This window comes from Nocardia exalbida NBRC 100660 (assembly GCF_000308575.1).
GTDB lineage: Bacteria > Actinomycetota > Actinomycetes > Mycobacteriales > Mycobacteriaceae > Nocardia > Nocardia exalbida.
Genome location: NZ_BAFZ01000072.1, coordinates 19,126 through 31,158, shown reverse-complemented (window position 1 = coordinate 31,158; position 12,033 = coordinate 19,126). Strand labels below are relative to the sequence as shown.

General features: G+C 70.0%; 14 protein-coding genes. 8 read left to right on the top strand and 6 right to left on the bottom strand.

The genetic code is table 11. The features are described 5' to 3' along the window. The 4 genes from ON29_RS17675 to ON29_RS17660 form a co-directional block, all read left to right on the top strand. The coding region (locus ON29_RS17675; protein ID WP_040867608.1) for an endolytic transglycosylase MltG at positions 1 to 991 on the top strand (991 nt) is incomplete at its 5' end. Next, positions 981 to 1,808, top strand: coding sequence for a shikimate dehydrogenase (locus ON29_RS17670; protein WP_040867587.1), 828 nt, complete (start codon positions 981 to 983; stop codon positions 1,806 to 1,808). The genes ON29_RS17675 and ON29_RS17670, both read left to right, overlap by 11 nt. Before the next feature lie 48 nt (positions 1,809 to 1,856). Next, positions 1,857 to 2,303 (top strand): B-4DMT family transporter, encoded by a 447-nt coding sequence (locus tag ON29_RS17665; protein WP_040867606.1) that lies wholly within the window; start codon positions 1,857 to 1,859, stop codon positions 2,301 to 2,303. A 227-nt stretch (positions 2,304 to 2,530) separates the two neighbouring features. Continuing rightward, positions 2,531 to 2,755, top strand: coding sequence for a hypothetical protein (locus tag ON29_RS17660; protein ID WP_083863695.1), 225 nt, complete (start codon positions 2,531 to 2,533; stop codon positions 2,753 to 2,755). An 85-nt stretch (positions 2,756 to 2,840) separates the two neighbouring features. Here the strand turns inward: ON29_RS17660 and aroB are convergent, their stop codons facing one another. From aroB to ON29_RS17635, 5 genes are all read right to left on the bottom strand, one after another. Next, positions 2,841 to 3,962 (bottom strand): 3-dehydroquinate synthase, encoded by a 1,122-nt coding sequence (gene aroB, locus ON29_RS17655; protein ID WP_040867583.1) that lies wholly within the window; start codon positions 3,960 to 3,962, stop codon positions 2,841 to 2,843. Beyond that, on the bottom strand, positions 3,959 to 4,846 hold the full coding sequence (locus tag ON29_RS37140; RefSeq protein ID WP_040867581.1) for a shikimate kinase: 888 nt from the start codon (positions 4,844 to 4,846) through the stop codon (positions 3,959 to 3,961). Before ON29_RS37140 ends, aroB begins: the two co-directional genes overlap by 4 nt. Continuing rightward, the gene (aroC, locus tag ON29_RS17645; RefSeq protein ID WP_040867604.1) at positions 4,843 to 6,051 is read right to left on the bottom strand and encodes a chorismate synthase; all 1,209 of its coding nucleotides are present in this window, start codon (positions 6,049 to 6,051) and stop codon (positions 4,843 to 4,845) included. Before aroC ends, ON29_RS37140 begins: the two co-directional genes overlap by 4 nt. Before the next feature lie 96 nt (positions 6,052 to 6,147). Then, positions 6,148 to 6,996, bottom strand: coding sequence for a universal stress protein (locus ON29_RS17640; RefSeq protein ID WP_157172818.1), 849 nt, complete (start codon positions 6,994 to 6,996; stop codon positions 6,148 to 6,150). Positions 6,997 to 7,239: 243 nt separating this feature from the next. Then, positions 7,240 to 7,713: a prepilin peptidase gene (locus ON29_RS17635; protein WP_040867578.1), complete on the bottom strand. Its 474-nt coding sequence runs from the start codon at positions 7,711 to 7,713 to the stop codon at positions 7,240 to 7,242. Positions 7,714 to 7,935: 222 nt separating this feature from the next. Here ON29_RS17635 and ON29_RS17630 point away from each other — a divergent pair, with 222 nt between their 5' ends. The 4 genes from ON29_RS17630 to ON29_RS17615 are packed head-to-tail and all read left to right on the top strand — an operon-like array spanning position 7,936 to position 10,479. Next, a complete protein-coding gene (locus tag ON29_RS17630) occupies positions 7,936 to 9,063 on the top strand; it encodes a M24 family metallopeptidase (RefSeq protein ID WP_051175327.1) in 1,128 nt (375 codons plus the stop codon). A gap of 48 nt (positions 9,064 to 9,111) precedes the next feature. Beyond that, the gene (gene efp / locus ON29_RS17625; protein WP_040867576.1) at positions 9,112 to 9,675 is read left to right on the top strand and encodes an elongation factor P; all 564 of its coding nucleotides are present in this window, start codon (positions 9,112 to 9,114) and stop codon (positions 9,673 to 9,675) included. A 34-nt stretch (positions 9,676 to 9,709) separates the two neighbouring features. After that, entirely contained in the window at positions 9,710 to 10,219 is a 510-nt protein-coding gene (nusB, locus tag ON29_RS17620; protein WP_040867601.1) for a transcription antitermination factor NusB, read from the top strand. Continuing rightward, positions 10,216 to 10,479 carry a YciI family protein gene (locus ON29_RS17615; RefSeq protein ID WP_040867575.1) on the top strand — a complete coding sequence of 88 codons (264 nt, stop codon included), beginning with the start codon at positions 10,216 to 10,218 and terminating at the stop codon, positions 10,477 to 10,479. The genes nusB and ON29_RS17615 overlap by 4 nt, the downstream gene beginning before the upstream one ends. A gap of 253 nt (positions 10,480 to 10,732) precedes the next feature. Here the strand turns inward: ON29_RS17615 and ON29_RS17610 are convergent, their stop codons facing one another. Beyond that, positions 10,733 to 11,995 carry an ArsB/NhaD family transporter gene (locus ON29_RS17610; RefSeq protein ID WP_083863692.1) on the bottom strand — a complete coding sequence of 421 codons (1,263 nt, stop codon included), beginning with the start codon at positions 11,993 to 11,995 and terminating at the stop codon, positions 10,733 to 10,735. Between the last annotated feature and the right edge of the window lie 38 nt (positions 11,996 to 12,033).

Here is a 12,033-nt window from a genome sequence, read left to right as displayed (position 1 = left end):
CTCGACGCAGATCGCGGCGACCATGCACGACAAGGGCGTCGTCGCCAGCACCGGCGCGTTCATCGAAGCGGCCGTGCGGAATTCGAACATGAACTCGGTGCAGCCGGGCTTCTACGCGATCGCGAGCCGCAGTCCCGCCGCGCAGGCGGTCGCCGCGCTGGTCGGCAAGGACTCCAGGGTCGGCAACCTGGTCGTCTCCGAAGGACGTCTGCTGCACGACCAGCACGACATGAGCACCGGCGGGCGGTACGACGGCATCTACCGCAAGATCGCCGAGGCCAGCTGCGTCGGCACCGGCGCGAACCAGAAGTGCGTGACCTACGAACAGCTCGACGCCGCGGGCGCGAGCCTGGACCTGGCCTCGCTCGGGGTGCCGGCGTGGGCGATGCAGGGTGTCAAGGACTGCCCGGACCGGGCGAGACAGCTGGAAGGCCTGATCGCCGCGGGCACATGGGATTTCGATCCCAGCGGCACACCGGAACAGATCCTGCGCCAACTGGTGTCCGCGAGCGCGAAGAGCTATGAATCCACCGGATTGCTGCAGTCCGGCGCCGACACGAAACTGACGCCCTATGAGACGCTGGTCGCCGCCTCGCTGGTGGAACGTGAGGCGAAACCGCAGGACATGGGCAAAGTGGCACGGGTGATCGTGAACCGGCTGCGGGTCGATCAGATGCTGCAGTTCGACTCGACGGTGAACTACACCCTGGATCGCACCGAGGTGGCGACCACCGACGCCGACCGCGCTCAGGAAACCGCGTGGAACACCTACGCGATGCAGGGCCTGCCCAAGACCCCGATCGCCGCGCCGTCGTTGAACGCGTTGCGTGCGATGGAGAATCCGGAAGTGGGGCCCTGGCTGTACTTCGTCACCGTCGACAAGCAGGGCACCACCTTGTTCACCGACGACTACCAGGAGCATCTGCGCCTGATCGCACGTGCGCAGCGCAGCGGCATTCTCGACAGTTCCAAGGACAGCGGTGGCCGGTAATCGCAAGGCGGCGGTGCTCGGTAAGCCGATCGCGCACTCGCGATCGCCCCAGCTGCACCTGGCCGCGTATCGCGCGCTCGGACTGGACTGGAGCTACGAGCGCATCGAATGCTCGGCCGAGCAACTGCCCGGGTTGGTCGACGGGCTGGGCCCGGAATGGGTCGGGCTCTCGGTGACCATGCCCGGCAAGGAAGCGGCACTGGCCTACGCGCACGAGCGCACCGAGCGTGCCGTGCTGGCCGGATCGGCCAACACCTTGGTCCGTACCGGCGCGGGCTGGCTGGCCGACTGCACCGACGTCGACGGCGTGCTCGGTGCGCTGCGCGGCGCCGGGGCCGGAGAACTGGCCGAAGGCGTGGTGCTGGGCGCGGGCGGTACCGCACGGCCCGCTCTGCTGGCGCTGTCGGAGCTGGGCGCGAAGTCGGTCACCGTGGTCGCGCGGGACGCGAACCGGGCGCGCGGTGCGCTCGAACTCGCCGAGCGGCTCGGAATGGTTGCCGCGCTGGCCGCATTCGAGGCCGGGCCGCTCGAGGGGATCTGCGCGGCGGCAGGCGCCGTGATCAGTACCGTTCCCGCCACGGCGGCCGCGGTCGTCGCCCCGGCGGTGGCCGAGGCTCCGGTGGTGCTCGACGCGATCTACAACCCATGGCCGACACCGCTGGCCGAGGCGGTGTGGAGGGCCGGGCACACGGTGGTCAGCGGGTTGGAGATGCTGCTGAACCAGGCCTACGGGCAGGTCGAGCTGTTCACCGGGCAGCCCGCGCCGCGCGCGGAGATGGCAGCGGCGCTGGACGAGGCCCACCGCTCCCGGAATTGATACCGGTTCTAGTTTGGTTGAGCGCGACGCGGGGTTAGGGTGGTGCGCATGAATGCTTGGGTGTTGCGGGCGATCGTGCTCGGTGCGCTGGTCGTCGTGCTGCGCGCCGCGCTGGGGTTCGCGATGGTGTACTGGCCGACCCACGGGTCGTGGATGCGTGCGCTCGCACTGATCGTGCTCGTCGCGGCCGCCCTGTACTGGGGTTTCCTGGACGGACGCAAGGACAGGGCGGCCCAGCCCGATCCCGACCGCGGCACCGACCTGACACTGCTGTGGCTGAAGGCCGCGGTGGTGGCCGGCGTCGGCAGCGGTCTCGCCGCCTGGCTGCTCGACTGGTTGCCCAAGTTCGACCTGGGAGACAACGGCCTGCTCTTCGAACTCACCGCGGCCGCGGCGTTCATCGTGCTGCTGATCTTCATCTTCGCCCTCATCGGCGTGGGCATCGGCCGCGCTCTCGCCGATCGCGCCGCAGGCAAACAGTCCACCCCCGCCTGACCCCGGCTCGCGCGTCGACGCGATCGGATACACGGCGGGTGATCCGCGAATGATGTTGCTCGTCCGCGTCATTTGCTGACGCATTGCCATAGGTGGCGATGCGGACAACCGGCAGCGCAGTGCGTGCCTACCCTTTCCGCTGCCGACGCCGCCGGTTATGCTGCTGTGCAATGCATTTCAACGGGAGGGGAAGCGTTGTGCTGATTCGATCCGGGGTTACCGCGGCGATGGCGATCGCCGCGTCCGCGTTCGTGTTCGGCGGTCAGGCGGTGGCGAAAGCCGATGGCTGCGCCTCGGCGCAGCCCAAGTGGGGGTTCCAATGCGTGTCGTCGGCGTCGAACGTCTCGCTGGCGAGCTGCATGAAGGACGCGCCGCTCTGGAACGATCACGCGGAGTGCGTTCCGCGAAACGACGGCAGTGGTAGGTACGACCTCTGGGTTCCGTCCCCCTGAGACGAGAAACGGCGGACCCTTCTGGAGGGCCCGCCGTTCCTCGTTCGGTCGAACACCACCGTCCGGCACCGGACGTGTCATGGCTCTACAGCAGGATGCCACCGGTGTCGGGCTTGCCTTCGCGCGCCACGGCGGAGTAGGCGGCGGCCAGCAACGTGGGGTCGGGTCCCTCGAGCCGGCCCGGCTTGGCGAGACCGTCGAGCACGACGAAGCGCAGCACGCCGGAGCGAGTCTTCTTGTCGGTCTGCATGGCGTCCAGCAGTTGCGGAAGTGCGTCGGCGTCGTAGCTGGTCGGCAGCCCGACGGCGGTCAGGATCGCGCGATGACGGTCGGCGGTGTCGTCGTCGAGACGGCCCGCGAGACGGCCGAGTTCGGCGGCGAACACCAGCCCGACGGAGACCGCCGCGCCGTGCCGCCACCGGTAGCGCTCCCGCCGCTCGATCGCGTGCCCGAGGGTGTGACCGTAGTTGAGGATCTCGCGGAGACTGGACTCCTTCAGATCGGCGGCGACGACGTCGGCTTTCACCTGGATCGCGCGGCGGATCAGCTCCGGCAGCACCTCGCCGGACGGGTCGAGGGCGGCCTCGGGGTCGCGCTCCACAAGATCGAGGATCACCGGGTCGGCGATGAAACCGGCCTTGATGATCTCGGCCATGCCCGCGACGATCTCGTTGCGCGGAACCGTCTCCAGCGTGGCCAGGTCGACCAGCACGGCGGCGGGCTCGTGGAAGCAGCCGACCAGATTCTTGCCTGCCTCGGTGTTGATGCCGGTCTTGCCGCCGACCGCCGCGTCGACCATGGCCAGCAGCGTGGTCGGCACGTGCACGATGCGCACCCCGCGCATCCAGGTGGCGGCGACGAACCCGGCCAGGTCGGTCGCCGCGCCGCCGCCGAGGCTGACCACGACGTCGTTGCGGGTCAGGCCGATGCGCCCGAGCACCTCCCAGCAGAACCCGGCGACGGCCAGGTCCTTGCCCGCCTCGGCGTCCGGGATCTCGACACGATGTGCGTCGATGCCGGTGTCGGCCAGCGCCTTCCGCACCGCTTCGGCGGTCTCGGCCAGCGGCGGCTGATGGAAGATGGCCACGGTGCGCACGCCTTTGGTCGCGCCGCTGACCGACTCGACGAGTTCGCCGAGCAACCCGCGACCGATGATCACCGGGTACGGGTCGGCGGTACGGACTTCGAGACGACTCGGCTCTGTCACGTGGCTTGCTCCGATTCTGTTGTTGCTGTTGTCGACTGCTGACGCGCCCGGGCGCGGGCACGGCGTGCGCGGGCACGCCTGGATCGGTTGCCGGCCGCGGTCTCGCCGTCGCTCGTTCCGCTCGCGGCGTCGGGTTCGCTCGTGCGGCCCCTGCGCGTACGGCGGGATCGAGCGGTGGTGGTCGCCGCCGATTCCTTCGTGGCGCCGGTTTCGGTGGCGGTGCTCTCGCCCTGATCGGCGGTCGTGCGCCGGGCCGCGGCCCTGGCCCTGGCGCGACGGCGGGACCGGGATCGGCTGCTGCCCTGCGGAATTCCGCTCGGTGGCGGCCGGAGGTCCGCTTCGGCGTGCTCGACCGGCTCCACCCCGAGCTTGGTCATGATCATCCGTACCACCCGGCCCGGACTGCGACCGTCGGTGCGGACCCGGACGGTGGCCACCTCCCGGTAGAGCGGCCTGCGGGCGCGCATCAGCTCCCGGTACTTCGCACCGGGGTCGGCGCCGTTGAGCAGCGGCCGCTGGGTGCTCGCGCCGGTGCGCCGAAGGCCCTCGGCCACACTGATCTCCAGGTAGACCACAGTGCGGCCGCGCAGGAGGGCCCTGGTGTCGGCGGACAGCACGGCACCGCCGCCCAGCGAGACCACACCGCGCTCGGCGAGGACGGCGCGGCGCACCACCCGCTCCTCGATCCTGCGGAATTCGGGCTCACCGTCTTCGGCGAAGATCTCCGGGATGGTGCGACCGGTCTCGCGCTCGATGCCCGCGTCGGTGTCGTACAGCTCGACACCGAGTTCCCTGGCGAGCTTGCGGCCGATCGTGGACTTGCCCGCCCCCGGCGGTCCGACCAGCACCACGCGCGGGGCGCGCGGATCGGTCTGCACGATCATTGCGACCGACTGTCCGCGGGCACGTGGGGGCGAGTGCTGGTGCGCTTGATGTAGCTGGTGATGTTCTCGACCGTCTCGGTGAGCGAATCGCCGCCGAACTTCTCCAGCGCCGCCTGAGCGACGACCAGCGCCACCATGGATTCGGCCACCACACCCGCCGCGGGAACGGCGCACACGTCCGAACGCTGGTGGATGGCGACAGCCTCGTCTCCGGTGGTCATGTCGACGGTGGACAGCGCGCGCGGCACCGTCGAGATCGGCTTCATGGCCGCACGCACGCGCAGCGCCTCGCCGTTGGTCATGCCGCCCTCCAGGCCGCCGGCGCGGTTGGTGGAGCGCAGCACGCCGTCGGGGCCGGGCCGCATCTCGTCGTGCGCCTGGCTGCCGCGGCGGCGTGCGGTCTCGAAACCGTCACCGACCTCGACGCCCTTGATGGCCTGGATGCCCATGAGGGCGGCCGCGAGCCGCGCGTCCAGCCGGTTCTCGCCGCTGGTGAACGAGCCGAGGCCGACCGGAAGTCCCTCCACGACCACCTCGACCACGCCACCGAGGGTGTCGCCGTCCTTCTTGGCCGCCTCGATCTCGGCGATCATCGCGGCTTCGGCGTCCTTGTCGAACGCCCGCACCGGGCTCTCGTCCACCGCGGCGAGGTCGGCGGCGGCCGGCACGATGCCGGAGGTGTTCTGCGCCGTGCCGATCGACACGACGTGCGAGACGACCTCCGCGCCGAACGCCTGGCGCAGGAAGTTGCGGGCGACGGTGCCCGCCGCGACGCGCGCGGCGGTCTCCCTGGCACTGGCGCGCTCGAGCACGTTGCGTGCGTCGTCGAAGTTGTACTTGAGCATGCCGGAGTAGTCGGCGTGCCCGGGCCGGGGGCGGGTCAGCGGTGCGTTGCGGGCCAGCTCGGCGAGTTCGGCCGGATCGACCGGGTCGGCGGACATCACGGTGGTCCACTTCGGCCACTCGGAGTTGGCCACCTCGATGGCGACCGGACCGCCCATCGTGCGCCCGTGCCGCACACCGCCGACGACGGTGACCTTGTCGGCCTCGAACTTCATCCGCGCGCCGCGGCCGTAGCCCAGCCTGCGGCGCGCGAGCTGCGTGGAGATCTCGTCCGACGTCACCTCGACGCCTGCCACCATCCCCTCGAGGATGGCGACGAGAGCGGGACCATGGGATTCTCCAGCAGTTATCCAACGCAGCACGTCGTTCATCTTCCCATGTCGACGCCGGTGCCCGGGAACGTGGCCCGCCGTGACGACGCGCACGCCGGAGGAGAGGCGATACCACCCGCCGACGCCTCAGCGGGCTATGACGATGGGGCGATCCACCGAGCGCAGCAGCGCCTCACCCACCGAACCGAACAGCAGCCGTCCCAGGGCTCCGCGGCCACGGTTGCCCACCACCAGCAGTTGCCCGTCGCGGGAGCGTTCGAGCAACTGCCGCTCCGGCCGGTCGCGGACGACCTCGCGCCGGATGGTGAGTTCCGGGTATTGCTCCTGCCAACCGGCCAGGCTCGTGGCGAGCAACGCTTCCTCGGTCCGGTGCAGGGCGGTCCAGTCGGTGCCGATCGCGGCAAGCGGCTCGACCTCGCCCCAGGTGTGCACGGCCACCAGTTCGACCCCGCGCAGCGAGGCTTCGGTGGCCGCGACCTCGATGGCGGCTTGCTCGGCGGCGGAGCCGTCCACCCCGACGATCACCGGCCCGGTGCCGGCCCGGTCCCACAGCGGCGTCTCGGCAGGCACCACCGCCACGGGGCACTCGGCGTCCCGGGCGACGGCGGTGCTGACCGAGCCGAGCAGGACTCGCTGGACGCGGCCGATACCGCGGGTGCCGACAACGAGCATCGCCGCGCTGCGAGAACGCTCGATCAGGGCGGTGGCGATGTGCGCGGTGCGGATCTCGGTGCCGATGGCGATGTCGCGCACGGTACGCGCGGCCGCGACCGCGGCGTTCGCGGCGCGCTCGATCGCCTCGTCCGCTTCGCGCAGCCGCAGCAACGCCGCCGGGCGCGGCGGATCGTCGTCGCCGGAGGCGAGCGGCGACTCGACGACCAGCGCGATGTGCAGGGGCGCGTCGTGCAGTGCGGCGGTCTGCGCCGCCCAGCGGACCGCGACGATCGATGGGTCCGAACCGTCGGTCCCCACCACGATCGGTCTCCGCGACGAATGCCTCGGATGCACTGGGTGGCTCCTTCCCGACGCCGCTTCCGCTGTCCTGGCGACTCGACCGGGCGACTCGCCGAACTGCCGACCCCCGTGAGTGCCGCCGCGGTCGCTGCCCGGAAAGTCGTTGCCCGCGACTGATGCTACCGATGAATTGCGGTAGATTTGCTGGCTTCGTGATCGCGGGGCGGCCGCTGCGGAGACGCGCCGACGCGGTGGCGGACGAACTCAGGTCGAGCCCAGGGCCGCCGACAGCAAGGCCAGCAAAGTCGCCAGGCACATCGCGGGACCGTGCGGCACGGTGACCGCGCGGTTGCCCCGCCCGGCGGCACGGGAGGTGAGTACGCCCCGGCAGGCCGAAGCGCCGAGCGCGGCACACGCGGTGAGCACCGGTGCTCCGAGTGCCGCCCACACCCACGGCCGCGCACCGCCGAGTGCGGTAGCCCCGCCCAGCATCACCGCGAGCTTCACGTCGCCCGCGCCCAGCGCGGCGGGTGCGGCGAGATGTACCAGCAGGTACGGCGCGGACAGCAGCAGTGCGCCCAGCAGTGCGGCGGTGAATTGGCCTGTGTGCACGGCGTATCCGAGGACCGTCAGCGTGCCCGTACCGGTCAATCCGTTCGGTAGGCGGCGGTCGCGCAGGTCGAACACTGTCAGGACCGCGCACCACACGGTGAGGGCGGCGCATGCGAGAAGGGTCATGCCTCCACCTTCACCCGGCACAGGCGCGGGAAGGCTGGACCGACCCGGAATGTGCACAAGATGGCCGGATGTGAACAGGTCGTTGTTCAGCAGTTGTCCTCAATCGTGAGAAACAGTGCCTGCCAGCGGTTTCGCGAAAATACGCACACCGCGAACGCGGCGGACGGCGGGCGAACACGTGTTGACTGTCGGCGTGCGGTGCGTCGGCGGTAGTTTTGAGGTATGTGTGCAGATCACCAGGGTCATGTGCCGGACTACGCGGCGCGGCGTGGGGCGCTGCGCAGCCTGCTGGTGGAGAACGGGGTGGACGCCCTGCTGGTCACCGATCTGGTGAACATCAGATATCTGACGGGGTTCACCGGCTCCAACGCGGCGTTGCTGGTGCACTCCTGGGACACGCGCACCGCCGAGGAACGCACGGTGATCGGCACCGACGGCCGGTACCGGACCCAGGTCGCCGAGCAGGTTCCCGACCTGCGGGCGGAGATCGCGCGGGCCACCTCCCGGCGGATCGTGCAATTGGCGGGGGAGTGGCAGGTCGGCCGGGTGGGCTTCGAAAGCCATGTCGTCACCGTCGAGCAGCATCGCGGTTTCCTCGAACAGCGCACCGGCCTGCAGTTCGTCGCCTCGCCCGGGCTGGTGGAGCAGTTGCGCATGGTGAAGGACGCCTACGAGGTGGAGCAGTTGCGCGCGGCGTGCGCGGCGGGCGACGCCGGTCTGGCCGCGCTGCTGGAGCGGGGCGGACTGCGGCCCGGTCGCACCGAGCGCCAGGTGGCCCGGGATCTGGAATGGGCCATGTTCGAGCACGGCGCCGAAGCGGTGTCGTTCGAGACCATCGTGGCCACCGGCCCGAACTCGGCTGTCCCACACCATCGTCCGACCGACGCCGTGCTGGCGGCGGGCGATTTCGTCAAGCTGGACTTCGGGGCGGTGGTCGGCGGCTATCACTCCGACATGACCCGCACTTTCGTGCTCGGCACGCCGAGCGACTGGCAGCGCGAGGTGTACGCGCTGGTCGCCGCGGCGCAGCGGGCCGGGCGCGAGGCGCTGCGGCCGGGGATTCCGGTGGCCGACGTCGACGCGGCGTCGCGGGCGGTGATCGAGGCCGCCGGGCACGGGAAGTTGTTCGTGCACGGACTCGGCCACGGGGTCGGTCTGCAGATCCACGAAGCGCCCGGAATCGCGAAAACCGGAACCGGTACACTTCTGTCTGGCGTGGCGGTGACCGTCGAACCAGGTGTGTACTTTCCCGGCCGCGGCGGGGTCCGGATCGAGGACACGCTCGTGGTGCGCGAAGGGGGCCCTGAGCTGCTCACCCACACCAGCAAAGACCTGACCGTCGTCGCCTGACGCCGGTCTGCCCGAGACCAAGCGGTAGAACGAGGAGATCCGAAGACAGTGGCGGACACCAGCGACTTCAAGAACGGCCTTGTGCTGAAGATCGACGGTCAGCTCCAGCAGATCATCGAGTTCCAGCACGTCAAGCCGGGCAAGGGCCCCGCGTTCGTGCGGACCAAGCTGAAGAACGTCGTGTCCGGCAAGGTCGTCGACAAGACCTTCAACGCCGGTGTGAAGGTGGAGACCGCCACCGTCGACCGCCGCGACATGACCTACCTCTACCACGACGGCTCGGACTACGTCTTCATGGACGGTGAGACCTTCGACCAGATCTCCATCTCCGAGGCCACCATCGGCGACGGTGCCCGCTTCCTGTTGGAGAACATGAACGTCCAGGTCGCGATGCACGAGGGTGCGCCGCTGTACGTCGAGCTCCCGGTCTCGATCGAGCTCGTGGTCCAGCACACCGACATCGGCCTGCAAGGTGACCGCTCCACCGGCGGCACCAAGCCCGCCACCCTGGAGACCGGCGCCGAGGTGCAGGTCCCGCTGTTCATCAACACGGGCGACAAGCTGCGCATCGACTCGCGCGACGGCAGCTACCTCGGCCGGGTCAACGCCTGAGCGCCCGGGCCTGCGAATCCGGGATGATGTGACCGTGGCTGAACAGCCCGTGGACAAGAAGTCCGCGTACAAGAAGCTCGGCGCACGGCACAAGGCCCGCCGCCGGGCGGTAGACCTGCTGTTCGAGGCGGAGGCCAGAGACGTCGATGCCGCCGACCTGCTCGACGAGCGCGCCGAACTCGCCACCCGCGACCAGTCGGTCGCGCCGGTGCACCCCTACACCCGCACCTTGGTCGGTGGCGTAGCCGACGACCTCGACCGGGTGGACGGCACCATCGAGTCGTACCTGCAGGACTGGACTCTCGCGCGTCTCCCCGCCGTGGACCGCGCGATCCTGCGCATCGCGGTCTGGGAGCTGTTCCACGCGAGCGATGTCCCGCCGGTCGTCGCCGTGGACGAGGCGGTGGAGCTGGCCAAGGAGCTGTCCACGGACGATTCCCCGTCCTTCCTCAACGGCGTGCTGGGGCAGGTCGTCCTGGTGGCGCCGCAGGTGCGTGCCGCGGCGGCCGCGACAAGGGCGCCGCGCCCGGAGCCCGAGCCGTGAACAAGTACCTCGTGCTGGTGATGCGTACCCCGCGCTTCGACGCCGCCGTCACCGAGCCGCACCGGCAGTTCCTGCGGTCGCTGCACGACCGTGGGCAGTTGCAGGAGAGCGGCCGCTTCACCGACGGCACCGGTGGCGCGTACGTGATTCTCGCCGAGAATCTCGACGCCGCACGGGAAATAGCGTTCACCGATCCCGTGCACACCACCGGCGCCTCGGAACTGACCGTCTACGAGTGGGAAATCACCACACCGAACTGAGGGTGCCGCGGCACCGCATCCTCGCTTCGATCTCGGTATAGGCGCTCACCGGTCCAGCGGCTCACCGCCCGAAGCCAAAAGGCGATGCCCGTAATCACCTCGGTCGTTTCGACGCCGCCCCGGTTTCGAAGGTGGAACTCCCGCTGGTGGGTGTACGGATGACCAGCGGGAGCACGACCGATCCTCGTACCTCGACCGCACTCGAGGTCAAGCGGGCGTCGCAGGCGCTGATCGGTGACCGCCGTCTCGGCGACTAACCCGTGATCAACAGCGCCGCGACCGCGCCGGCGGTGGCGGTCACCGCGAGGACGAGGCCGGTCAGGACGAAACGCCGCATGGGAACGCGCACGTCGTGCATGCGGCAAAACTCCAAGCACAGCAGCGTCGCGAGCGAGGCCCACGGCGTGACGATCGAGCCGATATTGGTACCGATCAACAGCCCGAGAAGCTGATCGCCGTTCTGCTGGGGAATCACCGCCTCGCCCGCGGTGTAGGCCGGTAAGTTGTTCGCGATGTTCGAGAGGCCAGCGCCTGCCGCGGCGGCCCGGAACGCGCCGGACGCACCGGGATCGGTCCCGATCAAGGCGTGCATCGCGTCGGCGAGACCGAACCGGCTCAGGGTGGGCACCACCAGGAACAGGCCGACTACGAAGACGAGCAGCCGCCACGGGATGAGCGACAGCCGCAGGGCGGCGCGGTCGAAGACGGCGAACGCCGCCACGGCGATGAGCGCCGCGAGCGTCGCCGCGATACCGATCCGGTCGCCGACGACGGGGATCGCGATGACGAACAGCGAGCAGGCGCCCGCGGTGGCCAGCAGCAGCGAGCGCTCCCGGAAGTTCGCGGGGCGGATCGGCTCGGGCGGCACATAGCGATCGGTGTCCCGTCGTCCCCGCCGCCAGTACCACAGCCACAGGCACACCATCGTCGCCCCGATCGAAACCAGTTGCGGCGCCCACATCTTCGCCGCGAAGCCGGTCGCGGTCAGTGCCACGCGATCGGCGGCGAGCAGATTGGTGAGATTGGAGACCGGCAACAGCAGACTCGCGGTGTTGGCCAGCCAGAGCGTGGTCATTGCCAGCGGAAGCGGCGGAATGCGGGCGGGCGCGGCGAGGGCCAGCATGACCGGGGCGATCAGCACCGCCGTGGTGTCGAGATTCAGCACGATGGTCGTGGCGGAGGCGAACAGGACACAGAGTCCGAACAGCGCGGGATAGTGACCGCGACCGAGGATCGCGAGCCGATGGGCGATGACGTCGAAGACCTTGGCCTGCCTGGTCAGTTCGGCCAGCACGATCACGCTGGCGAGGAACAGCAGCAAGGGGCCGACGCGACGCATGTTCGCGACGGCCTCGGCGCGGGGCAGGAGACCGGTGAGCACACACAGCAGACCTGCTCCCAGCAAGCCGAGCCGGATCCGGTCCAGGACGCTCAGCCGCGGCTTCGATGCCGGCGTGGCCGGGGCGGAGGGCGAGTTACGCGAAGAGGAGTCGACCAGGTCGGGCACGAGTGCCATGATCGCAGCCCTTCGTTCGCGCCCCTTTCGGCCGGGGC